26 protein-coding genes are annotated in these 24823 nt (G+C 71.7%); 12 read left to right on the forward strand and 14 right to left on the reverse strand.

The window, feature by feature from the left end:
* The first annotated feature begins 211 nt into the window (after positions 1 to 211).
* A complete protein-coding gene (locus G3I56_RS21615) occupies positions 212 to 355 on the forward strand; it encodes a hypothetical protein (protein ID WP_164411370.1) in 144 nt (47 codons plus the stop codon).
* A 33-nt stretch (positions 356 to 388) separates the two neighbouring features.
* Here the strand turns inward: G3I56_RS21615 and G3I56_RS21620 are convergent, their stop codons facing one another.
* Together G3I56_RS21620 and G3I56_RS21625 are read right to left on the reverse strand one after the other, a co-directional pair.
* On the reverse strand, positions 389 to 1609 hold the full coding sequence (locus G3I56_RS21620; RefSeq protein ID WP_164411372.1) for an ROK family protein: 1221 nt from the start codon (positions 1607 to 1609) through the stop codon (positions 389 to 391).
* 48 nt (positions 1610 to 1657) lie between these two features.
* Complete coding sequence (locus G3I56_RS21625; protein WP_164411374.1) at positions 1658 to 2299, reverse strand: alpha-ketoglutarate-dependent dioxygenase AlkB; 642 nt, start codon at positions 2297 to 2299, stop codon at positions 1658 to 1660.
* 76 nt (positions 2300 to 2375) lie between these two features.
* On the opposite strand from G3I56_RS21625, the gene G3I56_RS21630 reads away from it, so the two are divergent.
* Positions 2376 to 3512, forward strand: coding sequence for a methyltransferase (locus tag G3I56_RS21630; protein WP_164411644.1), 1137 nt, complete (start codon positions 2376 to 2378; stop codon positions 3510 to 3512).
* Between the two features lie 62 nt (positions 3513 to 3574).
* Here G3I56_RS21630 and G3I56_RS21635 read toward each other — a convergent pair whose 3' ends face one another.
* The 3 genes from G3I56_RS21635 to G3I56_RS21645 are packed head-to-tail and all read right to left on the reverse strand — an operon-like array spanning position 3575 to position 6191.
* The gene (locus tag G3I56_RS21635; RefSeq protein ID WP_164411376.1) at positions 3575 to 4363 is read right to left on the reverse strand and encodes an AraC family transcriptional regulator; all 789 of its coding nucleotides are present in this window, start codon (positions 4361 to 4363) and stop codon (positions 3575 to 3577) included.
* A gap of 28 nt (positions 4364 to 4391) precedes the next feature.
* Complete coding sequence (locus tag G3I56_RS21640) at positions 4392 to 5240, reverse strand: class II fructose-bisphosphate aldolase (RefSeq protein ID WP_164411378.1); 849 nt, start codon at positions 5238 to 5240, stop codon at positions 4392 to 4394.
* A gap of 51 nt (positions 5241 to 5291) precedes the next feature.
* Positions 5292 to 6191 (reverse strand): sugar isomerase, encoded by a 900-nt coding sequence (locus G3I56_RS21645; RefSeq protein WP_164411380.1) that lies wholly within the window; start codon positions 6189 to 6191, stop codon positions 5292 to 5294.
* 171 nt (positions 6192 to 6362) lie between these two features.
* Here G3I56_RS21645 and G3I56_RS21650 point away from each other — a divergent pair, with 171 nt between their 5' ends.
* Positions 6363 to 7142, forward strand: a complete 780-nt coding sequence (locus G3I56_RS21650; protein WP_164411382.1) for a DeoR/GlpR family DNA-binding transcription regulator — start codon at positions 6363 to 6365, stop codon at positions 7140 to 7142.
* A 44-nt stretch (positions 7143 to 7186) separates the two neighbouring features.
* Here the strand turns inward: G3I56_RS21650 and G3I56_RS21655 are convergent, their stop codons facing one another.
* Positions 7187 to 7642, reverse strand: coding sequence for an RpiB/LacA/LacB family sugar-phosphate isomerase (locus tag G3I56_RS21655; protein ID WP_164411384.1), 456 nt, complete (start codon positions 7640 to 7642; stop codon positions 7187 to 7189).
* Positions 7643 to 7981: 339 nt separating this feature from the next.
* Between G3I56_RS21655 and G3I56_RS21660 the strand changes: the two genes are divergently transcribed.
* From G3I56_RS21660 to G3I56_RS21675, 4 genes are all read left to right on the forward strand, one after another.
* Positions 7982 to 8866: an alpha/beta hydrolase gene (locus G3I56_RS21660; protein WP_164411386.1), complete on the forward strand. Its 885-nt coding sequence runs from the start codon at positions 7982 to 7984 to the stop codon at positions 8864 to 8866.
* Positions 8866 to 9597 carry a maleylpyruvate isomerase family mycothiol-dependent enzyme gene (locus G3I56_RS21665; RefSeq protein WP_164411647.1) on the forward strand — a complete coding sequence of 244 codons (732 nt, stop codon included), beginning with the start codon at positions 8866 to 8868 and terminating at the stop codon, positions 9595 to 9597. The genes G3I56_RS21660 and G3I56_RS21665 overlap by 1 nt, the downstream gene beginning before the upstream one ends.
* Before the next feature lie 102 nt (positions 9598 to 9699).
* The gene (locus tag G3I56_RS21670; protein ID WP_164411388.1) at positions 9700 to 11187 is read left to right on the forward strand and encodes an MFS transporter; all 1488 of its coding nucleotides are present in this window, start codon (positions 9700 to 9702) and stop codon (positions 11185 to 11187) included.
* Positions 11188 to 11257: 70 nt separating this feature from the next.
* Positions 11258 to 11581, forward strand: a complete 324-nt coding sequence (locus G3I56_RS21675) for a DUF6332 family protein (RefSeq protein ID WP_239135019.1) — start codon at positions 11258 to 11260, stop codon at positions 11579 to 11581.
* Here G3I56_RS21675 and G3I56_RS21680 read toward each other — a convergent pair.
* The 3 genes from G3I56_RS21680 to G3I56_RS21690 form a co-directional block, all read right to left on the reverse strand.
* Complete coding sequence (locus G3I56_RS21680; protein WP_164411649.1) at positions 11542 to 12207, reverse strand: response regulator transcription factor; 666 nt, start codon at positions 12205 to 12207, stop codon at positions 11542 to 11544. The two genes, G3I56_RS21675 and G3I56_RS21680, sit on opposite strands and share 40 nt — an antisense overlap.
* Positions 12204 to 13457, reverse strand: a complete 1254-nt coding sequence (locus G3I56_RS21685) for a sensor histidine kinase (RefSeq protein WP_203690376.1) — start codon at positions 13455 to 13457, stop codon at positions 12204 to 12206. The genes G3I56_RS21680 and G3I56_RS21685 overlap by 4 nt, the downstream gene beginning before the upstream one ends.
* Before the next feature lie 116 nt (positions 13458 to 13573).
* Positions 13574 to 14275 carry a TetR/AcrR family transcriptional regulator gene (locus G3I56_RS21690; protein ID WP_164411392.1) on the reverse strand — a complete coding sequence of 234 codons (702 nt, stop codon included), beginning with the start codon at positions 14273 to 14275 and terminating at the stop codon, positions 13574 to 13576.
* A 187-nt stretch (positions 14276 to 14462) separates the two neighbouring features.
* Between G3I56_RS21690 and G3I56_RS21695 the strand changes: the two genes are divergently transcribed.
* Positions 14463 to 14918, forward strand: coding sequence for a nitroreductase family deazaflavin-dependent oxidoreductase (locus G3I56_RS21695; protein WP_164411394.1), 456 nt, complete (start codon positions 14463 to 14465; stop codon positions 14916 to 14918).
* A 26-nt stretch (positions 14919 to 14944) separates the two neighbouring features.
* Here G3I56_RS21695 and G3I56_RS21700 read toward each other — a convergent pair whose 3' ends face one another.
* The gene (locus G3I56_RS21700) at positions 14945 to 16153 is read right to left on the reverse strand and encodes a geranylgeranyl reductase family protein (RefSeq protein ID WP_164411396.1); all 1209 of its coding nucleotides are present in this window, start codon (positions 16151 to 16153) and stop codon (positions 14945 to 14947) included.
* A gap of 135 nt (positions 16154 to 16288) precedes the next feature.
* On the opposite strand from G3I56_RS21700, the gene G3I56_RS21705 reads away from it, so the two are divergent.
* Complete coding sequence (locus G3I56_RS21705) at positions 16289 to 17644, forward strand: dipeptidase (protein WP_164411398.1); 1356 nt, start codon at positions 16289 to 16291, stop codon at positions 17642 to 17644.
* A gap of 14 nt (positions 17645 to 17658) precedes the next feature.
* Here G3I56_RS21705 and G3I56_RS21710 read toward each other — a convergent pair whose 3' ends face one another.
* Together G3I56_RS21710 and G3I56_RS21715 are read right to left on the reverse strand one after the other, a co-directional pair.
* Positions 17659 to 18717 (reverse strand): NUDIX hydrolase, encoded by a 1059-nt coding sequence (locus G3I56_RS21710; protein WP_164411401.1) that lies wholly within the window; start codon positions 18715 to 18717, stop codon positions 17659 to 17661.
* Between the two features lie 144 nt (positions 18718 to 18861).
* A complete protein-coding gene (locus G3I56_RS21715; RefSeq protein ID WP_164317236.1) occupies positions 18862 to 19065 on the reverse strand; it encodes a hypothetical protein in 204 nt (67 codons plus the stop codon).
* Between the two features lie 118 nt (positions 19066 to 19183).
* On the opposite strand from G3I56_RS21715, the gene G3I56_RS21720 reads away from it, so the two are divergent.
* A complete protein-coding gene (locus tag G3I56_RS21720; protein ID WP_164411403.1) occupies positions 19184 to 19618 on the forward strand; it encodes an ester cyclase in 435 nt (144 codons plus the stop codon).
* Between the two features lie 131 nt (positions 19619 to 19749).
* On the opposite strand, the gene G3I56_RS21725 is transcribed toward G3I56_RS21720, so the two are convergent.
* Positions 19750 to 20706, reverse strand: coding sequence for an ROK family protein (locus tag G3I56_RS21725; RefSeq protein ID WP_164411405.1), 957 nt, complete (start codon positions 20704 to 20706; stop codon positions 19750 to 19752).
* A gap of 251 nt (positions 20707 to 20957) precedes the next feature.
* On the opposite strand from G3I56_RS21725, the gene G3I56_RS21730 reads away from it, so the two are divergent.
* Entirely contained in the window at positions 20958 to 21995 is a 1038-nt protein-coding gene (locus G3I56_RS21730) for a LacI family DNA-binding transcriptional regulator (protein WP_343240021.1), read from the forward strand.
* Positions 21996 to 22003: 8 nt separating this feature from the next.
* Positions 22004 to 22813, forward strand: coding sequence for a hypothetical protein (locus G3I56_RS21735; protein WP_164411408.1), 810 nt, complete (start codon positions 22004 to 22006; stop codon positions 22811 to 22813).
* Here G3I56_RS21735 and G3I56_RS21740 read toward each other — a convergent pair.
* A complete protein-coding gene (locus G3I56_RS21740) occupies positions 22759 to 24693 on the reverse strand; it encodes a protein kinase (RefSeq protein WP_343240027.1) in 1935 nt (644 codons plus the stop codon). The genes G3I56_RS21735 and G3I56_RS21740 overlap by 55 nt on opposite strands.
* Positions 24694 to 24823: the final 130 nt, after the last annotated feature.

Genomic DNA, 24823 nt, shown 5'->3' on the forward strand with positions numbered 1-24823 from the left:
GTCGTCGTACGGCCAGCGGCAGTGCGCGTACGTCCCCGGGAGTACGTGAGGCCGTTGCGGCTGCTTCCCGGGCGTGTCGGGCCACGGGGATGTCCACGGGCGGCCGGAGCGGCGGCGGCTGCCGGGTCAGCCCGGCGGCGCTCCCCCGGGACGGGCAACGGCTGGAGTCGGCCACCGGCTGTCGGGCAGGGGGCCACGTGAGGTGTGCCGCGTGACCGCCCAACCCGACAGTCACGAGGCATTGTTGACACTGGTCGCCCTGGACCGCGGGACGGGAATCACCCCCGTCCCGATCCCGATCACGATCCCGACCACAGTGCCGCGCGCGGCCGTTGCGGCGCCGGACCCGTTCTGATCGGGTGGTGCGTGCGGCGGGCCCCGACGACGACTACGCCAGCGCCCTCAGCGGATCGTCGAGCACCGGCTGCCACGCCAACTCGGCTGCTCCGACGAGGCTGTTGTGGTCCAGCGTGCAGGCGAGAATGGGGACGCTGCCGCTGCGGCCCCACAGGCTGCGGTCGGCGACCACCGCGCGCAGGCGGTCCGGGTCGGCGTCGAGGAGGGTGCGGTGCAGGCCGCCGAGGATGACGCGGTCCGGGTTGAGGATGTTCACAAGGCCTGCCAGGCCCAGCCCCAGGCGGTCGATCAGGGTCTCGGCGGCCGTGCGGATCGCCGGATCCGTGTACTGGTCGCGGATCAGGTCGTTGGCCTGCTGGAGCAGCGACACCTCGGGGCCCGGGTCGCGGCCCGCCGCCGTGAGGAAGGCGAGCGGGTCGGCCTCGACGTCCAGGCAGCCGCGGCTGCCGCAGTGGCAGGGACGCCCCTCGGGGTTGACGGTGAGGTGGCCGACTTCGAGCGCGAGGCCCGAACTACCCGTGTGCAGGCGCCCGTCGAGGACCAGCGCGCCGCCGACACCCCGGTGCCCGGTGGCGACACACAGCAGATCGCGGGCGCCGCGTCCGGCACCGTGCCGGTGTTCGGCGAGCGCGGCGAGGTTGACGTCGTTGCCCGCGAAGGCCGGTCCGGCGAAACCCGCCGCCCGTACCCGCTCGGCGAAGATCTCCCGTACCGCCGCGCCGGCCGGCCAGGCGAGGTGCAGCGGGTTCAGGGCCAGGCCCTCGGGTTCGGCGACGGCCGACGGCACGGCGAGACCGGCGCCCACGCACCGGCGCCCGGTTTCGTGCAGCAGGTCGGCGCCCGCGTCGACGACGGAGCCGAGTACCTTCACCGGGTCGGCGTCGACGGTCTCGCAGCCGGGCGCGGTGGCCACGATCCGCCCGCCGAGCCCGACCAGCGCGGCCCGGAACCCGTCGGCGTGCACCTGCGCGGCCAGTACGACCGGCCCGTCCTCGGCGACGTCGAGCCGGTGCGAGGGGCGCCCCTGCGAACCGGCCGCCGCCCCGGGCCGCGCGTCCACTCTGATCAACCCGAGCGCCTCCAACTCGGCGGCCACCGCACCGGCCGTCGCCCGGGTGACCCCCAGTTCGGTGGTGAGCACGGCCCGGGTGGGCGCCCGTCCGGTGTGAACGAGCTCCAAGGCGGGCCCGAGTGCGCCGCGCCCCCGGTCCAACCGCGTCCTTGAAGTGGTGCCCTCGACCTTGCCGCTCATGAGGGCGAGTCTCCCATGATCCGTACGGGAGCCGACCGCGGCGTCGGCCTAGAAACCGCTGACCCGAAGCGTGAGGTTCAACCGGCCGGTCAGGCCCAACTCCGGCGGCGCCGTCCCCGCGTACACCCGCGGCACCCCGTGATACGCGAGCCGGGACGCGCCGCCGAACACGAACAGGTCTCCGCTGCGCAGTTCGACGTCGGTGTACGGCTGGGTCCGCGTCGCCGTGTTCCCGAAGCGGAAGAGGCAGGTGTCGCCGAGGCTCAGGGACACCACGGGCGCGTCCGACTTCTCGTCACTGTCTCGGTGCATGCCCATCCCGGCGTCGGCGTCGTAGAAGTTGATCAGCGCGATGTCGTAGTCGACGTCATCGTCGTACGCCGCTGCCGTGGCCGCCTGCCTGCCCAGTTCGCCCAGCCACTCGGGGAACGGTTTCACGGGCGAGCCGTCGCCGTCGACGGCCGTGCTCGCATACCCGTACGGATACCAGTGGCGGCCGAGACAGACCTGCCGGGCGGTCATCGTGCCGCCGCCGGGGGTCCGGACGGTACGCAGGCCGGCGGGTGGGCGCGACCAGTCGCGGCAGGCGTCCAGCAGCTCGCGCTGCCGCCCCGCGTCCAGCCAGTCCGGCACGTGCACCGCGCCCGGCGCGATCTCCGTACGGGCTCTGGGGAACAGTTCGGCGTCCATGGTTTCCATCCTGCCCGACCGGGCCGACGGGGCGTGAGCTGCGGATCGGTAGGGTGGGACCACGATGACCGACCGTATGGTGACTCCCTGGTCCGAGCTGATCCTGACCCGTTTCCCCGCCGATCCGCGTGAGCGGATGCGTGCCTGGGACGCCTCCGACGACTACCTCGTCGGGCACCTAGCGGAGTCCGGGACCGATCTGTCCGGCACGGTCGTGGTCGTCGGCGATCGCTGGGGCGCGCTCACCACGGCGCTCGCGGCGCACCGGCCGACGCAGATCACCGACTCGTTCCTGACCCAGGAGGCGACGCGGGCGAACCTGCGGCGGGCCGGCGCGGACGAGGATTCCGTACGACTGCTCACCACCCAGGATCCGCCGCCGGAGCGGGTCGACGTGTTGCTCGTGCGGGTGCCGAAGAGTCTGGCGCTGCTCGAGGACCAGCTGCTGCGGCTGGCGCCCGCACTGCACGAGGGCACGGTCGTGGTCGGCACCGGCATGACGAAGGAGATCCACACCTCGACGCTGAAGCTGTTCGAGCGGATCATCGGCCCGACCCGGACCTCCCTCGCGGAGAAGAAGGCCCGGCTCATCCACGCCACCGTCGACCCGTCGGTGGACCGGGGTGCCAGTCCCTGGCCGTACCGCTACGAGCTGCCCAGCGGCATCGGTCCGGCGTCGGGGCACCCTGTCGTCAACCACGCGGGCGTCTTCTGCGCCGAGCGCCTCGACATCGGCACCCGGTTCTTCCTCCAGCATCTGCCGGAACCGTCGGGCGCCGCGCGGGTGGTGGACCTGGGCTGCGGGAACGGTGTGGTCGGTACGGCGGTGGCGCTGGTCGCGCCGGAGGCCGAGCTGCTGTTCGTCGACGAGTCGTTCCAGGCGGTGGCCTCGGCGGAGGCGACGTACCGGGGCAACGGGCTGCCGGACGGGCGGGCCGAGTTCCGGGTCGGGGACGGGCTGGCCGGGATCGCGGACGAGAGCGTCGACCTCGTGCTCAACAATCCGCCGTTCCACACCCACCAGGCGACGTCGGACGCCACGGCCTGGCGGATGTTCACGGGCGCGCGGCGGGCGCTTCGCCCTGGCGGTGAGCTGTATGTGATCGGCAACCGGCATCTCGCCTATCACATCAAGCTGCGGAAGCTGTTCGGCAACAGTCGGCTGGTCGCGAGCGACGCCAAGTTCGTGGTCCTGAAAGCCGTGAAGCAGTGAAGTAGTCAGGTGGTCGGTGAGACAGCCAGGCAGTTAGCGGTCCTTGGTGAATTTCGACCACTTTACAGAATGGTCGCGGATGTCTCTCCCCGGAGGGCGCGGGGAGACGCGCCGAGTTCTCGGCGGCATGCCTTGTTGAAGGCCTGCAGGTCGGGGATGCCCACGGAGGCGGCCACGGCGGGGATGGACAGGGTCGAGGCGCGCAGCAGGTGGCGGGCGCGGTCGAGTCTGCGGCGGCGGACGTAGCCGACCACCGTGTCACCGGTCGCGGCCTTGAACAGCCTGGTCAGGTGGTTGTGCGAGACGCCGGCCGCCTGGGCGACGGCGGGCACGGTGAGCGGGGCGGCCAGTCGGCCCTCGATGTACGCGATGGCGGCGCCGACCGCCGGGTGCGGGCCGGGGCCGGGGCGTTCGGTGTCCGGGGCGAGGTGGGCGATGCGCCACAGCGCGGTCCAGATCTCGGCTCTCGTGTGCTCAGGTGCGCGCGGCACGGCGGCGACAGCCGCGAGCAGCAGATTGGTGAGGTTGGGGAGTTCGGGGCCGGCGTCCTGGACGACGGGCACTGTGCGGGACGGGCCGACGGCCGGGACGCGCAGGTGTGCGTAGAGGTGCTCGGAGCGGCCCTGGTAGCGGAAACGGACCGTGCTGCCGGGCGGTACGAGGCTGACCCGGCCCGGGCGGACCGCGTGCACCGTGCCGTCGACGGTGAGCTCGGCCTCGTACTGGTAGAGGTGCAGCTGCCACAGCTCGGGCAGCCGGAAGACGTCGGTGCGGCTCGCGACGCCGTGCACGCCGACGCCGGCGTTCGCCACGTGGGGCGGCTCACCGAGGTACAGCTCCGTTTCACGCATGGTGAAAAACTACCAGCGTCCGTCGCTGTCAGCTCAGCACGCCGATGATCTGTGTCACCGCCCGCGCCATCGCCTCCCGGCCCACGCTGAGGTACTTGCGCGAGTCGACCGCTTCGGGGTGGGCGTCAAGGAACTCCCTGATGGCGCCGGTCATGGCGATGTTGAGGGCCGTACCGACGTTGACCTTGGTGATGCCGGCCGCGACGGCGGCCACGAGCTGGTCGTCCGGTACGCCGGACGAGCCGTGCAGGACGAGCGGAACGTCCAGGGTGGCGGACAGCCGTTCAAGGAGGTCCTGGTCGAGGGCTGCCGTACGGGTGGTCATGGCGTGCGAGCTGCCGACCGCCACGGCCAGGGCGTCCACGCCCGAGTCGGCGACGAAGGCACGGGCCTCGGCGGGGTCGGTACGGGCACCGGGTTCGTGCGCGTCCAGCGGGGCCCGTCCGTCCTTGCCGCCGACCTGTCCCAACTCGGCCTCGATCCAGAGTCCTTGGGCATGCGCCCAGTCGGCAGCGGCCCGGGTCGCGGCGAGGTTCTCGAGGTAGGACAGCCGGGCCGCGTCGTACATCACGGAGCTGAATCCGGCGCCGGGCGCCTGCCGCAACAGGTCGTCGCTCTGTACGTGGTCCAGGTGCAACGCGACGGGTACGGCAGCGCGTTCGGCGGCCGAGGCGGCGGCGCGGGCCAACGGGAGGAGCCGTCCGTAGCGGAATCTGACGGCGTTCTCGCTGACTTGGAGGATGACGGGTGAACCCGCCTTCTCGGCACCGGCGATGACGGCCTCGACATGCTCCAGGGTGATGATGTTGAACGCGGCGACCGCCGAGCGCGCGGTGGCGGCCCGGGTGATGAGTTCGCCGGTGGTGACGATCGGCACCTGTCACTCCTTACGGTCAACAACTGCGTGGGAAACGGATGTTGACGGGCCTCAGGGCGTGAGGATCACCGAGCGGGTGAGGTGACGCGGGCGGTCCGGATCGAGGCCCCGCGCCGCCGCCACCGCGACCGCGAGTCGCTGCGCGCGCACGAGTTCGGCCAGCGGATCGAGAGTCCCGGCCACCCACAACGCCCCGGTGGACCGCACCTGTTCGGCCAGCCCTTCCGGCGCCTCGCCGAACATCCAGGTCGCCGTGCCCAGGGTGGTGACGCTGATGGGGCCGTGCCGGTACTCCATCGCCGGATACGCCTCGGTCCAGGACAGGGACGCCTCACGCATCTTCAGCCCGGCCTCGTTGGCGAGCCCCACCGTCCAGCCCCGGCCGAGGAAGGTGAACTGTGCGCACTCGACGAGCCCTTCGGGCAGCGGGGTCGCCAGCGCCGTACTGCAGGCGTCGACCACGGTCTCGTCGTGCAGTCCGAGGTGGGCGCGGAGGAGTGTGAGAGCGGTGGTGGCGAACCGCGTCTGCACGACGGACCGTTCGTCCGCGTAGCCGAGCACGACGAGGTCATCGGCGGCTTCCCGCACGGGAGTTCGGGGATCGGCGGTTATGGCGGTCGTCCGCGTCCGCGCGCTCGCGGGCGTGGCGCCCCTCAGTCGTCCGAGCAGTTCGAGCACCTCGGTGGTGGTGCCGGACCGGGTGAGGGCGACGACCCGGTCGTAGGGGCGGCCGTAGGGGAACTCGGAGGCGGCGAAGGCGTCCGTCTCCCCCTGGCCGGTACCTTCCCGCAGGGCCGCGGCGGCCTGGGCCATGAAGTACGAGGTGCCGCAGCCCACGATCGCGACCCGCTCCCCCGCCACCGGCAGCACGTCGGCGTGCCCGGCCGCCTCCGTGGCGGCGCGGGTCCAGCACTCGGGCTGGCTGTTCAGCTCGTCCTCTACATGGGTCATGCCCTGTTCCTCCCCCAGAGAGTAAATGTGATGCTCTTTTCTGCAAGATATAGCTAGCTTTCGAGCAAAATCAAGCATCCAGGTGAAGAAGTGATGCGAACTTTCGGTGCGCTAGGGTCGCCGAAGATCGCCGACGACCGACGAACGACGACCGACGAACGGAGAGTCCGGATGTCCCGGGACGCCCGCTGGAAGTCCCTGCTGGAGCTGCTCGTCGAGCGGGACCGGCTGGAGGTCGAGGAGGCGGCGGCCGAGCTCAAGGTGTCGGCCGCGACGATCCGCCGCGACTTCGACCAGCTCGCCGATCAGCAGATGCTCGTGCGCACCAGGGGCGGCGCGGTCGTGCACGGCGTGTCCTACGAACTGCCGCTGCGCTACAAGACCGCTCGCCGCGCCTCCGAGAAGCAGCGCATCGCGAGAGCGGTCGCCGGCCTGGTCTCCCCCGGTGAGGCGGTGGGCCTGACGGGCGGCACGACCACGACGGAGGTGGCGCGCGCGTTGGCCGTACGCAGCGATCTCACCGCCGGTTCGCCCGCGCTGACGATCGTCACGAACGCGCTGAACATCGCAGGCGAGCTTGCCGTACGGCCCCAGTTCAAGATCGTGGTGACGGGCGGGGTCGCCCGCCCGCAGTCGTACGAACTCGTCGGGCCGCTCGCCGACGGCGTGCTGGGCCAGATCACGATCGACCTGGCCGTGCTGGGCGTGGTCGCCTTCGATGTCACACACGGAGCGGCGGCGAACGACGAGGCGGAGGCCGCGATCAACCGGCTGCTGTGCGAGCGAGCCGAGCGCGTGGTGGTCGCCGCCGACTCCAGCAAGCTGGGGCGGCGGGCGTTCGCCTGGATCTGCGCGGTGGAAGCCGTGGACACGCTGGTCACGGACACGGCGGCGGACGAGGAGACGGTGGGACGGTTCGAGGAGGCCGGACTCAGGGTGATCACGGTCTGAGCGGCGGTCCGGCGCCCGGCGCCAGTCCCCTCAACTACCTTGATTCACAGGGCACTTCTGCCGGCGTCGAGCCGTTCGACACGGGCCACGTTCTCCCGGTCCTCGGCATCCCCGCTCGCCTCGGCGGCGAACCAGGCGTCGAGGATCTCCTTGAGCAGCGGTTCCGACGTCAGACGCAGGCTGAGCGCGAGCACGTTGGCGTCGTTCCAGCGGCGTGCGCCGTCCGCCGTGTAGGCGTCCGCGCACAGGGCCGCGCGCACTCCGGGCACCTTGTTCGCGGCGATGGACGCGCCCGTTCCGGTCCAGCAGCACACGACGGCCTGGTCGGCGCTCCCGGCGGCGACCTCGCGGGCCGCCGCCTCGGAGCAGGCGGCCCACTGCGGATCGCCGCCGGGGCTCAGCGCCCCGTACGTCACCACTTCGTGGCCGCGGTCGCGCAGTTGCCCGAGGAGCGCGCGAGCCACGGGTTCGTCCATGTCCGAGGAGACGGAGATCCGCATGCCCTGAGAGTACCCAGCCGTGGGACGGGCTGCGGTGCGGACGAGCGCGACAGCCGCCAGGCGCTAGGGGGAGCAGCAGCCCTCGCGTCGCATCTGGCGGCTGACCTCCAGCCAGTATTCGGCCGGGGCCGACTGCCGCGGGTCGAGGCCCGTCGTGGAGGTGGACTCGAAGGCGTCGACCAGGTCCGGCCGCCGGGTGACGGGCCGAGACCCGGATACTCGGATGGCCAGAGGGACCGCAGTGTCGAAGAAGACGTTCGCGAGCCACGCCCTGTCCGCGACCCGGCCCCGCCCAAAACCCGGTTGCCCGGTCGGAAATCCGCTGCGACAGTCATGACCATGCCTGTCTTCTCCGCGTACGACGGAACCGAGCTGGCCTGTCGAGAACTCGGGGAGGGGCCGCCGCTGGTCTGTCTGCCCGGCGGACCGATGCAGGACTCCATCTATCTCGGGGACCTCGGCGGCCTGTCCGCGCACCGACGACTGATCATGCTCGACCTCCGGGGCACCGGCCGGTCGGCGGTGCCGGAGAACCCCGCGTCCTACCGTTGCGACCGCCTCGTCGACGACGTCGAGGCCTTGCGCGAGCACCTCGGCCTGGACCGGCTGGACCTGCTCGGCCACTCCGCCGGCACGAACCTGGCCGTGCTGTACGCGGCCCGGCACCCCAAACGCGTCGGCAGGCTCGCACTGATCACCCCCAGCGTGGGAGCCCTCGGCATCACCGTCACCGGCGAGATGCGGATCCGGACGGCGCGGTCGCGCCGGGACGAACCGTGGTTCCCGGAGGCGTTCGCGGCCCTGGAGGAGCTCGTCGCCGGCCGGGCCGGCGCCGACACCTTCCAGGCCATCGCGCCTTTCTGGCACGGCCGTTGGGACGAAGCCGCCCGCGCACACCGGGCCGCAGAGGACGGACAGCGCAACGCCGAGGCGGCTGCCGTCTTCGCCGCCGAGGGCGCCTTCGACCCGGTCGGCACCAGGGAGGCCATCGCCCGCCTCGCTTCACCGGTCCTCGTACTGGCCGGAGAGGTCGACCTCAACTCCCCGCCGCCCGCGATGGCCGAGCTCTCGGCACTGTTCCCGCACGCCCAACTGGTCGTCCAGCCCGGCGCCGGACACTTCCCGTGGCTCGACGACGCGAAGCAGTTCGCGGCAACCACCGAGGCGTTCCTGAGCCAGGGAACCACCTCGACCACCCCGATCCCAAAAGGGAGACCGTCTTGATCGAGACCGCGCGCTTCGTGGAAATCCTGGATACGGAGGGCCAGTTGCTGGCCGCTGCCGCCGAGCAGGCAGGGACCGGCGCGAAGGTGCCGACCTGCCCGGACTGGCAGGTGCGCGACCTGGTGCGACACGTGGGCGCGGTGCACCGCTGGGCCACCTCGTACGTCGCCGAGCGCCGAACGTCGCCCCAGCGCTTCGGCGGCCTGCCCGACCTCGACGGCAGCGCGCTGCTCACCTGGTTCCGGGAGGGCCATCGCACCCTCGTCGACACCCTCGCCGCGGCCCCGCCCGACATCGAGTGCTGGAGTTTCATGCCCGCCTCGTCACCGCTCGCGTTCTGGGCCCGTCGACAGGCTCATGAGACCACCGTCCACCGGGTGGACGCCCAGTCCGCCCTCGGCACCGCGCCCTCCCCGCTCGACCCGGACTTCGCCACAGACGGCATCGACGAACTGCTGCTCGGTTTCCACGCCCGTGCCAAGAGTCAGGTCCGCACGGACGAGCCCCGCGTGCTGCGGGTCCGGGCCACCGACCGGGACGACGCGGTGTGGACGGTACGCCTGTCATCGGAACCGCCGGCGGCCGAGCGCACCGCGGATCCCGAAGCCGATTGCGAGGTGCGTGGCCCTGCCGCCGCTCTCTACCTGTCCCTGTGGAACCGGCAGCCGTTCCCTGCCGTCAGCGGCGATCCCGCGCTCGCCGCCCTGTGGCAGGAGAAGTCCGCCGTCTGAAGCCGACCCCTTGTCCTGCTGCCCTTGATTGGTCGCACTTGTTTGTTGCACGAGCATTACATGCACTTGCATTCGATGCATGCGCATGTACTGTTCTCTGTCATGACCTCTCCGCTCAACACCCCGGCGTCTGACGGACGCTGGACTCCCCGACTGTGGGGCACCCTGCTGGTGCTCTGCGCCGCGATGTTCCTGGACGCGCTGGACGTGTCGATGGTCGGTGTCGCGCTGCCGTCCATCGGCTCCGAACTCGACCTCTCCACGTCGACGCTGCAATGGATCGTCAGCGGCTACATCCTGGGATACGGCGGACTCCTGCTCCTCGGCGGCAGGACCGCCGACCTGCTCGGGCGCCGTCAGGTGTTCCTGGTGGCGCTCGGCGTCTTCGCCCTCGCCTCGCTGCTCGGCGGGCTCGTCGACTCGGGCCCGCTGCTGATCGCCAGCCGCTTCATCAAGGGGCTCAGCGCCGCCTTCACCGCCCCGGCCGGCCTGTCCATCATCACCACGACGTTCGCGGAGGGCCCGCTGCGCAACCGGGCCCTGTCCATCTACACCACCTGCGCGGCCACCGGCTTCTCGATGGGCCTGGTGCTCTCCGGCCTGCTCACCGAGGCGAGTTGGCGCCTGACGATGCTGCTGCCCGCTCCGGTCGCCTTGCTCGCCCTGGTCGCGGGCCTGAAGCTGCTGCCGCGCAGCGAACGCGAGAAGGACCACAACGGCTACGACGTCCCCGGCGCGATCCTCGGCACCGCCTCGATGCTGCTGCTGGTCTTCACCGTCGTCCAGGCACCGGAAGTCGGCTGGGCCTCGGCCCGCACCATGCTGTCCTTCCTCGCGGTGGCCGTCCTGCTGACCGTCTTCGTCCGCGTCGAGCGGCGCTCCGCCGGGCCGCTGATCCGGCTCGGTGTGCTGCGCTCCGGCCCCCAGATCCGCGCCCAGCTCGGCGCTCTGACGCTCTTCGGCTCGTACGTCGGATTCCAGTTCCTGGTGACGATCTACATGCAGTCGCTGCTCGGCTGGTCGGCGCTGCACACGGCGCTCGCCTTCCTGCCCGCGGGGGCGGTCGTCGCGCTGTCCGCGACGAAGATGGGCGCGATCGTCGACCGGTTCGGCACCCAGCGACTGATCGTGACGGGCTTCGCCCTGATGATCGTCGGGTATGCCCTGTTCCTGCGCGTCAGCCTGGACCCGGACTACGCCACTCTGATCCTGCCGTCGATGGTGCTGATCGGCGGGGCCTTCGCTCTGGTCTTCCCCTCGCTCAACATCCAGGCCACGAACGGCGTCGACGACCACGAACAGGGCATGGTCTCCGGCCTGTTGAACACCTCGGTCCAGGTGGGCGGCGCGATCTTCCTGGCCGTCGTGACGGCCGTGGTCACCGCCGGTACCCCCGAGAACCCCTCACCACAGGCCGTCCTCGACGCCTACCGGCCCGGGTTGATCGTCGTGACGGGCATCGCCCTAGCCGGCCTGCTCGCCACACTTCCCGGTCTGCGCACCCGGCGCCCGAGCCGGTCCGTCGTGGTCGCCAAGTCCCTTCAGCAGCAGGAGGAGACGACGGCCGAACGGGTGGCCGCCCGCGACTAGGAACCGCTCCGGCGTCCGTGCCCGGCCGGGGTCACTTGCCCGGCCGGGTACTCGCTGTTTGACTCGGCGGATGGACAACTACGGGGAACACATGGGTCAGGGCCGCGCGCGAGACTCCCAGGCTCGGCGGGACGCGGTCACCGTGGAGATCGGATACGCCCTGTGCAGCGCCCTGTTCCTGGCGATCGTCGTCTTCGGGGCGGTGGCCGGTCCGGCGTTGGTCTTCGAGCTGTCGGACACCGCGCAGAACACGCTCGTCGCCTCGGGGACGGCCCTGGGAGCCGTCCTGTTCACGGTGCGCGTGGTGAGCGTACTGAACCGCTTCGCCCGCGAGCACGACGGCACCGGTGGGACTCAGCCGAGCCAGCCCGGCCGCACCAACCCCGACTCGTAGGCCAGCACGACCAGTTGGGCCCGGTCGCGGACCCCCAGCTTCACCATCGTGCGGCTCACATGGGTCTTCGCGGTGAGCGGGCTGACGACCAGGCGCCGGGCGATCTCCCCGTTGGACAGGCCGAGTCCGACCAGGGCCATCACCTCCCGCTCCCGCTCGGTGAGCCGGGCAAGGACGTCGGCGGCGGCCGGTTCCTTCGAACGGGCGGCGAACTCGCCGATCAGGCGCCGGGTGACCCCGGGCGAGAGCAACGCGTCACCCGCGACCACCGCCCGTACGGCGCGCAGGAGTTCGTCCGGCTCGGTGTCCTTCACCAGAAAGCCGGAGGCACCGCAGCGGATCGCCTCGAAGACGTACTCGTCGAGTTCGAAAGTGGTCAGCATGACCACCCTGACGTCGTTCAGTGCCGCGTCACCGGTGATCCGGCGGGTCGCGGCCAGCCCGTCCAGCACGGGCATCCGGATGTCCATCAGGACGACATCGGGGCGCAGTTCACGTACCCCGCGCAGTGCTTCCTCGCCGTCGGCGGCCTCCCCGGCCACCTCGATGTCGGGCTGCGCGTCGAGCAGCGCCCTGAACCCGGCGCGGACCAACGACTGGTCGTCGGCGAGCAGTACACGGATCACCGGTTCCATACTTTCCCCCTGAGCGGGAGCACCGCCAGCACGCGGAAACCGCCGTCCGCGCGCGGTCCCGCCTCGATCGTGCCACCGAGGGCGGCGGCCCGCTCCCGCATCCCGGCCAGCCCGTTCCCGCTGCCACCAGCTTCGGCGCCGGTGGCGGACCCGTCGTCGTCGACGCACAGCCGCAGGGCGCCGTCCGCCTCGTCGACGCGCACGCGCGCGTGCCGCGAACCGGAATGCCGTACGACATTGGTGAGGGCCTCCTGGACGATCCGGAAGGCGGCCAGATCGGTACCCGGCGAAAGCTTCGGGGCGGCGCCCCGCACCTCGACGGTCAGCCCCGCCCCCGCCGCCTGCTCCACCAGCTCGGACAACCGGTCGAGCCCCGGTGCCGGAGCGCGCGGCGCATCCCCCGGCGTACGCAGTGTGTCGAGCACCTGACGCACCTCCCCGAGCGCCTCCTTGCTCGCCGCCTTGATGGTGGTGAGCGCGCTCCGGGCCTGCTCGGGGTCGGAGTCGAGCAGCGCGAGACCGACCCCGGCCTGCACGTTGATGACCGAAATGCTGTGCGCGAGTACGTCGTGCAGCTCGCGCGCGATCCGCAGCCGCTCCTCGTCGGCGCGCCGCCGGGTGGCCTGGGCGCGCTCGGCGCGCTCCCGGTCCCACTGCTCCCGCCGCACCCGGGCCAGCTCGGAGACCGCCACGATGGCCGCCACCCAGGCGGCGACGACGATCTCCTGCCCCCAGGAGGCAGACTGGTCGCCGGACGGCGGCAGCCACCGGTACAGCCAGTGCGCGATCAGCACATGCCCGGCCCAGAGCATCCCGACGGCCGTCCACGCCGCCTTGCGATGCCCGGCGACGACAGCGCTGAAGCAGCCGAGGGCCACGGTCAGGAAGACCGGCCCGTACGGGTATCCGGCGCCGAGATAGACCATGGCGGCCGTGGCCGTGCCGAAGGCGACGAGCACCGGGTGCCGCTGCCGCCACAGCAACAGTCCCGAACCGGCGACGAGCAGGAGGCGCGCGAAAAGGTCCAGGTGGGCGCGGTCGCCCCCCTGTTGGTCGGCGGCGAACTTCGAGCCGGCCAGCACGAAGACGGTCAGCAGGACGGTGGAACGCCATAGCCAACGGCCGACGCCGCTGTCCGCCCCGGGCAGCCCTTCCCCGGCCCGGCGCTCCCGCCATCGGGGCCCGTGCCCCCACCACTGAGGCGGGCCTCCCCCGCGTGCGCGCACCCGCTGCTCGTCCATGTCCGCCACGCTAGACGGCACCGCCCGGCGACGGCGTCCGCCGGGCGAGGTGATCACCCGTACTCCCCGGGGAGTACGGGGCAGGAGCCGCCCGCGCCTGCTCCCTGGCCGCGCCCCTACGCCTTCTCGGGGAACACCAGCCCCACCCCGTGGGCGATCCGGCTGACGGCATACCGGAAGAACGTCTCCCGGTCCTCCACCACGCGGTTGAACTGGCCGAACAGCTCGAAGCCGACCAGCCCGTACACCTGTGCCCAGGCCGCGACGAGCGCCATCGTCACCTCGGGCGGGAGGCCGGGGGCGAGGTCGGCGGTCAGCCGCTCGGCCTCGGGGCGCAGTTCGGCGGGGATCGGGGTGCGCGCCACACCGACGTCCTGGTGGGCGTCGCGCACGATGCCGGTCAGCAGCAGGCCCACCCGGGAGGCGGCCGGCACGGTCGTGTCGGGCGCCTTGTAGCCGGGGACCGGCGAGCCGTAGATCAGCGCGTACTCGTGGGGATGGTCCAGCGCCCAGCCTCGCACCGCCTCGCACACCGCGACCCAGCGCCGCAGCGGGCCGGTGTCCGCGGCGGCTGTGTGGGCGGCCTCGGCGGCCTCGCCCAGGGAGTCATAGGCGTCGATGATGAGAGCGGTCAGCAGGTCGTCGCGGCTGGGGAAGTAGCGGTACAGCGCGGAGGAGACCATGCCGAGTTCGCGGGCGACGGCCCGCAGCGAGAGCTTGGCGGCGCCTTCCGCCGCGAGCTGTCTGCGCGCCTCGTCCTTGATCGCCGAGGTGACTTCGATCCGGGCGCGGGCGCGGGCTCCTTGTGCGGTGCTCATGGATGCGAGTGTTCCATGTTTTCGGAGCAGTGCACACAAACGAGAGCACCGAACTAAAAAGAGAGCAGTGCTCTTGCTTTGGATCACCGATCTCCGGCAGACTGTTCTCAAGCGAGAGCAGTGCTCTCGTAAGCAATGCTCCCGCACTCTCCGATGCCAGGATTTACCAATACCCCAGGAGGACACCATGCCGTCACCGTCGGCCCACTACCTGAAGCCCAGTGCGTTCGACAACGTCGTGAACGGGTTCATCGGCTGGCTGGCACGCCATGGCGTGAGCGTCATGGGCACCGCCGAGCTCTCCGTGCTCGGCCGCAAGAGCGGCGAGTGGCGCCAGGTGCCCGTCAACCCGCTGCCCTACGAGGGCGGCCCGTACCTCGTCTCGGCGCGCGGCCACTCCGAATGGGTGCGGAACATGCGCGCCGCCGGCGGCGGACAGCTCAAGGTCGGCCGCCGGGTACGGGAGTTCACCGCGGTCGAGCTGCCCGACGCGGAGAAGCCGGTCGTGCTGCGCACCTACCTAAAGAAGTGGGGCTGGGAGGTGGGGCGCTTCTTCGGCGATGTGAACGTGAACTCCACCGACGAGGAACTGCTCGCCGCCGCTCCCAAGCACCCCGTCTTCCGGATCACCGTCAAACCGTGAACGCCCCGCAGGGCCTGCTCAACACCTCAGGGCTTGTCGAGTGCGGTCAGCACGCGCCCGGCCATGGGGTGGGAGCGCACCAGCTCACCCAGTGAGGTGGAGCCGCGCGTGATGTCCCGGAAGGCGTTCCACGCGGGGCGGAAGCCGGTCAGTGCGGCGTGGAACATGCCGGGGCGTCGCTCGAACGCCTTCAGCATGCTCCGGCCGACGGCCATCTCCACACCGAGCCCCGCTTTGATCGCGAACGCGTAGTTCAGGGCCTGACGGCGCGTGTCCACGGCGTCGTGCGCCTCCGCGATCCGTACCGCCCACTCCCCCGCGAGCCGACCCGAGCGCAGCGCGAACGAGATGCCCTCGCGGGTCCACGGCTCCAGCAGGCCCGCCGCGTCACCGCAGACCAGCACCCGGCCCCGGGAGAGCGGCGAGTCGTCGGCGCGGCAGCGCGTCAGGTGGCCGGAGGAGATGCTCGGTTCGAAGCCGGCCAGCCCCAGCCGGGCGATGAAGTCCTCCAGGTACCGCTTGGTGGCCGCGCCCTCACCGCGCGCGGAGATCACGCCCACCGTCAGTGTGTCCCCCTTGGGGAACACCCAGCCGTAACTGCCGGGCATGGGCCCCCAGTCGATGAGCACCCGCCCCTGCCAGTCCTCGGCGACGGTCCGAGGCACCGGGATCTCCGCCTCCAGGCCCAGATCCACCTGGTCGAGTTTCACCCCGACGTGTGCTCCTATACGGCTGGCGCTGCCGTCCGCGCCCACGACGGCGCGGGCCAGCACCGTCTCGCCGCCCTGAAGGACCACGGCGACAGTCCGCCGGTCCGGCACCGCCGAGCCGTGCTGCTCGACCCGCGACACCGTGACACCCGTACGCAGCTCGGCGCCCGCCTTCTGGGCGTGCTCGACGAGTTGCTGGTCGAACTCGGGCCGGTTGATGAGGCCGAACAGCATCTGCCTGGAGCGGCGGGTGCGGGTGAAGCGGCCGTTGTTGGAGAACGTGACCGCGTGCACCCGGTCCCGGAAGGGCAGTTCGAAGCCGGGCGGCAGGGAGTCGCGCGAGGGGCCGATGATTCCGCCGCCGCACGTCTTGTAGCGCGGCAGTTCCGCTTTCTCCAGCAACAGCACACTGCGGCCCGCGACCGCCGTCGCATACGCGGCCGAAGCCCCCGCGGGTCCCGCGCCCACCACAACGACGTCCCACACCTGCGCCACGTCGTCCGCCGAAGAGTTCTCGCTGCTCACGATGGTCTGCTGCTCCTGATATTTCCGCCTGCCGCACCTGTTCCTCCGCATCCTACGGCGGGCGTCGCCACAGTCCGCTGTGGGAGGATCACAGGACTTCTCCCTTACAACGTCGCACCCACAAGGAGCGTGCCCATGTCCTCGAATCCGGTCGCCGAGACCGTCGCCTCCCTCATGCCGAGGGCACGGGCGGAGCTCACCGAACTGGTGGCGTTCAAGTCGGTGGCGGACTTCGAGCAGTTCCCGAGGAGCGAGAGCGAGGGCGCCGCGAACTGGTGCGCCGACGCGCTGCGCGCCGACGGCTTCCAGGACGTGGCCCTGCTCGACACCCCGGACGGCACGCAGTCGGTGTACGGCTTCCTGCCCGGCCCCGAGGGCGCGAAGACGGTTCTCCTCTACGCCCACTACGACGTGCAGCCGCCGCTCGACGAGGCCGGCTGGGTGACCCCTCCGTTCGAGCTGACCGAGCGCGACGGCCGCTGGTACGGGCGCGGCGCCGCCGACTGCAAGGGCGGCTTCATCATGCACCTCCTCGCGCTGCGCGCCCTGAAGGCGAACGGCGGCGTCCCGGTCAACGTCAAGGTGATCGCCGAGGGTTCGGAGGAGATGGGCACTGGCGGTCTGCAGCGGTACGCCGAGGAACACCCGGAACTGCTCGCCGCGGACACGATCGTCGTCGGCGACGCCGGCAACTTCCGGGTCGGTCTGCCGACGGTCACCTCGACACTGCGCGGCATGACCATGCTGCGGGTCAAGGTCGACACCCTCGAAGGCAACCTGCACTCGGGCCAGTTCGGCGGGGCCGCACCGGACGCGCTGGGCGCGCTGATCCGCGTACTCGACTCCCTGCGTGCCGAGGACGGTTCGACGACGGTCGACGGGCTCACGGACGAGGCGTCGTGGGACGGGCTCCAGTACGACGAGGAGCAGTTCCGCACGGACGCCAAGGTGCTCGACGGTGTGGAGCTGATCGGCTCCGGCTCGGTCGCCGACCGGATCTGGGCACGTCCGGCGGTGACGGTCCTCGGCATCGACTGCCCGCCGGTGGTCGGCGCCACGCCGTCCGTGCAGGCGAGCGCCCGTGCGCTGGTCAGCCTGCGGGTACCGCCGGGCGTGGACGCGGCGGCGGCGACCAAGCTCCTGGAGGCGCATCTGACGGCGCACACACCGTGGGGCGCGCGGGTGAGTATGGAGCAGATCGGCGAGGGCCAGCCGTTCCGCGCCGACACCGCCAGCCCGGCGTACGCGGCGATGGCCGAGGCCATGGCGGTCGCGTACCCGGGCCAGGAGATGCAGTACGCGGGCCAGGGCGGCTCGATCCCCCTCTGCAACACGCTCGCGTCGCTCTACCCGCGGGCCGAGATCCTGCTGATCGGCCTGAGCGAGCCGGAGGCCCAGATCCACGCCGTCAACGAGAGCGTGTCCCCGGAGGAACTGGAGCACCTGTCGGTGGCAGAGGCCCTGTTCCTCCGGAACTACGCCGCGTCCTGACCCGCCGGGAACCCCTACTCCACCTCGGCCTGTCCCACCGCCACCCCCGCCTCCAGATAGAGCGCGGCGCCCCGCTCGCGCGCCCGGAGCGCCCCGCGCAGGCGCTCGTACCGGACGGGAGGGAGCAGGTCGGCCGCCTCCTCCTCGGTGACGAAGCGCCAGCCGCGCAGTTCGGGGCCGGGCAGCCGCAGCCGCCCGGCCTCGGCGCTGTCGAGCCGCCCGCCGTCGAAGAGCAGGCGCAGTCCGCCGTAGCCGGGCGGCTCGGGCGGCTCCCAGTCGATGACGAGGAGCCGGGGTACGTCGGTGAGGTGGATGCCCGTCTCCTCGGCGACCTCGCGGATGCCCGCGCGCGCAGGTGCCTCGCCCCGCTCGACGACCCCGCCGGGGAACTCCCAGCCGGCCTTGTACGTCGGGTCGACGAGCAGGACCCGGTCCTGCTCGTCGAAGAGCAGAACCCCGGAGGCCACCGTCTCGCCGGCGGGTTCCGGGGTCTGCACGATGTCGCACACGGGCGCGGTCCCGGTGCTGACGGATTCGGCGATCCGTACAGCCGCCTCATACGGAGTGAGGGCACTGGTGTCGACCGGGTGGGCGTCGGCGGTGAGCCAGGAGGCGAGCGCCGTCCGGTACGGCTCTATCTGGTCGTATGACCACTGCCGTACGCGTATCTCTCCGTCCGGGAGGTCCGGTGGGATCTCCCGGGTGGCTATTCGTTCGCGCAGGATCGTTTCCGCCGGAGCGAGGAGCACATGCCGGACCGCGATCCGGCGGGCGGCGAGACCGCCGAAGATCTCGTCGCGGTACTCCTGGCGGAGCAGCGTCATGGGCACCACCAGGGTTCCGCCGAGCTCGGCGAGCATGGCGGCCGCGGTGTCCACGACGAGCCGCCGCCAGATCGGCAGGTCCTGGAAGTCGCCGACCTCTGCGAGGCGCTTGGGCGGCAGCAGGTGCGCGAGCGCGCCGCCGATGACCTCGGGGTCGAAGAGCGTGCTGTTCGGGATCAGTTCGTTCAGTTCCCGTGCGGTGGTGGTCTTCCCCGCACCGAACGCGCCGTTGACCCAGACGACGATCACATTTCCCCCTCTTCTGTTGGACCCCTGAGGCTTGCCCGCTCCACCCTGCCACGGAAACCAGATCCAGTTGAGGCCGCCGACACAGTGACGCCGGTGCCCCGTCACACGGGTACACCGGCGTCACTTCGACCACTTTTGGGCGGGTCAGCCGGTGGTTCCGTTGCCTCCCAGCGGGCTCTCGTCCACGGCCAGGCTGTCGCTGGCGACGGTGTGGTCGAGGGCACTGAGCGTGTCGTCCACGTTCAGATCACCGAGGGCGTCGGCCCCGAGACCGTGGGAAGGGGTGATCGCCGCGACGACGAACCCGGTGGCGAGGGAGGCGATGGCGAGCATGCTGCGCTTCTTCATGCCCGGTTCAACTGCCGAACCGGGGCCGGGGTCACGGCGTTCGCGCATCGCGTCACATTCACGGCGGCTGCGCCGTCCTACTGCTGAGGCACAGTCCACGGACCAGAGCAGAGACCGCATGTCGACAGCCGGGGCACCCAGCAACGCAGAGACACTCACCCGCCTCCACTCCGCCGTGAACAGCGGCGACCCGGACATCATCTCGAAGGCCGTCGACGAGCTCGTCGCGCCGGACGTGCTCTTCCACGCGCCGGTACCGATGGGCGCGACGGGGGCGGAGGCTCTGAAGCGGGTGTGGGACGTGCTGCTGCGCGCGTTCCCCGACATCCGCGTCACCGTCGAGGAGACGGTCGCGGAAGGCGACAAGGTCGCCTCCAGGAACACCGTGACCGGGACCCACCGGGGCGAGTACCAGGGCCTGCCGCCCACCGGACGGACCGTCACCTACAGCGAGATCTTCATCTGCCGGTTCACCGACGGACGGATCACCGAGATCCGGGGCGTCGTCGACGTCCTCGCGCAACTGCGCCAGCTGGGCGCCCTGCCGTCCTGACGTGACACGGCATGGCATGGCATGACCTCCTGGCGCAGGCGGGTTCCGATACCGCGGCTGCCGCCAGGAGGTCCTATGGTGCGCGTCACTTCACTGGTGACCGCCCTGATCAGGCGATCGGGGCGCGCCTGTCAGACGCCGGCCTCGGCCGTGTCGTCCGCCCTGCGCGTCAGCGCCGCCGCTGCCGCGCCGACCAGGCCCGCGTCCGTGCCCATCTGCGCCGGTACGATCTCCAGGCGCTGGACGAACGACAGCGTGGCGTAGGTCTTCAGGGCCGCGCGCAGGGGCGTGAACAGGACGTCGCCGGCGTTGCCCACGCCGCCGCCGATCACCGCGACGTCGATCTCCACGAGGGCCGCGGTGGCCGCGATGCCCGCCGCGAGCGCCTGGGCCGCCCGCGCGAAGGAGACGACCGCGATCGGGTCGCCCGCCCGCGCCGCCTCGGCCACGGCGGCGGCCGAGATGTCGCCGCCGGGGCCCGGCTGCCAGCCGTTCGCCAGTGCGCGGCGCGCGATGTTGGGTCCGCTGGCGATGCGTTCCACGCAGCCCCGGGAGCCGCAGGCGCAGAGCTCACCGTCGAGTTCGACGCTGATGTGCCCGATGTGGCCGGCGTTGCCGGTGGGCCCGGGGTGCAGCCGTCCGCCCAGAACCAGGCCACCACCGACGCCGGTCGAGACAACCATGCACAGCGCGTTGTCGTGGCCTCGGGCGGCGCCCTGCCAGTGTTCGGCCGCCGTGATCGCGACTCCGTCGCCGATCAGTTCGACGGGCAGGCCACCGGTCACGGCCCTGACGCGTTCGACGAGCGGAAAGCCGCGCCAGCCGGGTACGTTCACCGGGCTCACCGTGCCCGCGGAGGCGTCCACCGGCCCCGCGCTGCCGATACCGACGGCCGTCGCGCGTACCCACAGCGGCGATCCGGTCAGCTCGGCGACAACCTCCTCGACGGCCCGCATCACGCTCTCGCCGGCCTCCAGCGCGGGCGTCGGGCGCTGTGCGCGCAGCAGGATCCGGCCGTGGCCGTCCACCAGCGCTCCGGCGATCTTGGTGCCGCCGATGTCGAGCGCGGCCACGAGGTCGGTGTGCATCAGTGTCTGATCTCCCTGTCAACCATGGCAAATGCGGGCAGGCCGGTCTGATGGTGGGGGCGCAGGCCGGAGTTGGCGGTGGACAGTGTCTCCTGCATCTGACAACGTTGTCCAGGCTCTATGCTCGACGCCACATCCTCATACACAACCTGGGACGACGCATCCCCCGTACGCATCACGGTCCGGAGCATCGCAGTGGACCGCCGCGGACCGGCCGTCATCCCGTGGACGACAGGACAGGACAGCGCATAGTGGCCGACATTGCCCGCCGCCCGGAGAACCGCTACGGCAACCGTCCGACCATGAAGGACGTGGCCGCGCGCGCCGGGGTCGGTCTGAAGACGGTCTCGCGTGTCGTCAACGCCGAACCGGGGGTCACCCCGGAGACCGAGCGCCGCGTCCAGGAGGCGATCGACGCGCTCGGTTTCCGCCGCAACGACAGTGCGCGGGTGCTGCGCAAGGGCAGTACGGCGAGCATCGGCCTCGTCCTGGAGGATCTCGCCGACCCGTTCTACGGCCCCCTGAGCCGGGCGGTGGAGGAGATCGCCCGGGCGCACGGCGCCCTGCTGATCAACGGGTCGAGCGCCGAGGACCCGGACCGCGAGCAGGAGCTGGTGCTGGCGCTGTGCGCACGGCGCGTGGACGGGCTGGTGATCATTCCGGCCGGTGACGACCACCGGTACCTGGAGCCGGAGCTGAAGGCGGGCGTCGCCACGGTGTTCGTGGACCGGCCGGCCGGTCAGATCGACGCCGACGTCGTCCTGTCGGACAGTTTCGGCGGCGCCCGTGACGGTGTGGCCCATCTGATCGCGCACGGCCACCGCCGGATCGGCTTCATCGGCGACATGCCCCGCATCCACACCTCCGCCGAGCGCCTTCGCGGCTACCGCGCCGCGATGGAGGACGCGGGCATACCGGTCGAGGACGCGTGGATGTCCCTCGGCGTCACCGACCCGGAGCGGGTGCGCCGCGCGGCCGAGGAGATGCTCACGGCACCCTCTCCGGTCACGGCGGTCTTCGCGGGCAACAACCGCGTGACGGTGACGGTCGTCCGGGTCCTCAACGAGCAGCGCCGTCCCGTCGCCCTCGTGGGCTTCGACGACTTCGAACTCGCCGACCTGCTCCGGCCGGGCGTCACCGTCGTCGCCCAGGACGCGGCCCAACTCGGCCGCACGGCCGCCGAACGCCTCTTCCGCCAGCTGGACGGCACTCTGCTCACCCCGGAGCGCATCGAACTCCCGACCCGCCTGATCACCCGGGGGTCGGGAGAACTGCCCCCGGCGGACTGATCCCGGGGATGCCCACACTCGAGTCCCTCGGCCTCGCCGAGGCGCCGCGCGAGCACCCCCTCGGCTATCCGGGCGTGTGGCCGAGCGAGTCCGGGATCCTGGACGGCGACCGGTTCCTCCCCCTTCCTGCCGGCCCGCCGCCCGACTTCCCCCGCCTCTTCCCCGACCGTGTGCCCGTCCTCGCCGTCGGCTCCAACGCCTGCCCGGGTCAACTGCGGCACAAGATGGCGGAGTTCGACATCCGCGAGCCGCTCCCGATGACCCGGGCACTGGTTTCCGGGATCGAGGTCGGCGTCTCGGCCCATGTGAGCCGGCTGGGGTACGTCTCCGCGTCACCCTTCAACGCCCCGGGGAACGTACGGGAGTTGTTCGTCACCTGGCTCGACGCGGACCAGCTCGCCGTCATCGACGCCAGCGAGGGAGTGCCGGTGCCGACAGGGCCGTACGACCGCGCCTGGCTGCCCTCCCCCGACGTGGGCGTCGAGTTGGAGTCGGGCGAGCGGCTCCCCGGGGTGTACGCCTACGTCAACCGGCGCGGAGTGCTGCACGACGGGTCCGGAAGTCCGCGTCGGCATCCGGGAGAACGCCGGCTGCTCACCGAACTCCTCGAAGAATCACCGGCGTTGCGGGACCTGTTCGGCGGCACGCCCGAGGAGTTCTGCGCCCGGGCCCGCTTCGACCGGGACCGGTGCGATCGCGGTACCCGGCTGTTCGCGGCGGAGGGGCTGGTGGTCGCGTCCGGACTGGAGCCGTACGTGCGGGCTCAGCAGACCGGGAGTCCGGGCACCGGGGCGTCGTTGTCGCCGCCCTGGAGGTAGACGTCGCTGACGTAGACACCGGCGTTGCCGCTGTCGTCGTCGGTCTTCGCCCACCAGACGTTCGTCCACTCGCCGTATGTCTCGCGACGGCCCAGATTCTGCTGACAGTAGAAGTAGTTGGTGCCCTTGTTGAGGACGCCGACCTCCGTGCCGGACGCGGTGTACGACTTGGCCCGCTGCCAGACCGAGCAGTTGTACTTGCCGTCACCCGTCGACACGCACGCGGGGTCGGGGGTGGAGGTCGCGCCACCGCTCGTGGTGCTCCCTCCGGTGGTGCCGGTTCCGCCGGTCGTGCCCGAACCTCCGGTCGTGCCGGTTCCGGTGTCACCGGAGGTACCGCCCGAGGTGCCGCCCGAGGTACCGCCGCCCGTCGTACCGCTTCCCGAGGTCTTCGACGGGGCCGGGGTGGTCGCGTCGCCCTCGGGCTCGGCCGCACTCGTCCTGCCGGGCGCGGTCGGGGACGGGGACTTCTCGGTGGCCTTTCCGGTGGGCGTGGGATCGGAGAGGTCCAGGTCCGCACGGCCGCTGCCCGTGGAGGGCGCGGCAGGGCTGTCCTCCGACCCCACCGGCAGGGTGCGCGCCGCTCTGTCGTCCTCCTCGCCGAGCAGCGCCACGGTGACTCCGGCGGCGGCGAGGACCACAGTGACGGCCACGGCGGCGAGCAACGCCCGTCCCCTGCGGCGGGGTTGGGCGGACGCGGAAGCCGGGGCGGAGAAGGTGGTCGGCGCGGCGAGGTGACCGGGGTCCGGTGCACCCGGCACGGCCAGGGACCCGGCAGGGTCGAAACCGGGTGTACTGGACGTCATCGGCTCGGGCGGGCCGAAGCCGGGCGGTGCCTGCTGTGGCTGTGCGGCTTCGGAGGCGGGCGACGCCTGCTCGGCGGGACCGAACCCAGGGGGCACCGGCGGCGCACCGGACTCCGCCGCCTCCCCGGCCTCGTCGTTCGCACGCACCTCAGGCGCCTCGGGTATTCCGGTCGCAGCCGCCCCGTACGGTCGCAGGCCCGTGGTCGGCGTGTCCGTCGCACCGCTGCCGCTCGCGGCCGACGCCACCGCCTCCAGCAGGCCGCGCGCCGTCTCCGCGTCCGGGCGGTCCTCAGGCCCCTTCGCCATCAGCTGCCGCAGGACGGGGCCCAGGGCTCCGGCCTGGCGGGGGTCCGGGAGGGGTTCGGCGACGATCGCGGTGAGCGTGGACCAGGTCGACGTACGGCGGAAGGGCGAGGCGCCCTCGACCGCCGCGTACAGCGTGGCACCCAGGGCCCAGATGTCGGAGGCGGGACCGGGGTCGTTGCCCTGGGCCCGCTCGGGCGCCAAGTAGTCCAGGGAGCCCACGAGTTCACCGCTGCGGGTGAGGTTCGTGGCCGAGCCGTCGCCCGGATTGTCCATCGTGGCGATGCCGAAGTCGGTCAGGACGACCCGGCCCGAGGTCTCCAGCAGGATGTTCCCGGGCTTCACGTCACGGTGCAGGACTCCGACGCGGTGGGCGGCGGCCAGCGCGTCCATCACCTGGGCGCCGATCCGGGCGGCCTCGTGCGGGTCCAGGGTGCCGCTCTCGCTCAGGACGTCGTCCAGCGAGCGGCCGTTCACCAGCTCCATGACGATCAGCGGGCGGCCGTCGACCTCCGTGACATCGTGCACGGCGACCACTCCGGGGTGGCGTATCCGGGCCGCCGCACGGGCCTCGCGCTGCATACGCAGCCGCAGGGCGGCCAGTTCGGGCGCGGCGGCGTCCGTGAACGTGCGCAGTTCCTTGACCGCGACCTCACGGCCGAGCACCTCGTCGACCGCACGCCAGACGACGCCCATGCCACCGCGCCCGAGCCGGTCGACGACCCGGTAACGGCCCGCCAGCAGACGACCGGTCCCGGCAGCCTCTTCCACCGCCGGCTCCGTCGACCGCTCCTCCGGCTGCCCGGCCGCCTGCCCCTGTTCCCCCGAAGACACCACTGCCCCGTTCGTGTGACCACTCGTACGTCCGTACAGATTACGGGGCGGGTGTGACACCGGGAGA

The organism is Streptomyces sp. SID12488, from assembly GCF_010548275.1.
Classification (GTDB): Bacteria; Actinomycetota; Actinomycetes; order Streptomycetales; family Streptomycetaceae; genus Streptomyces.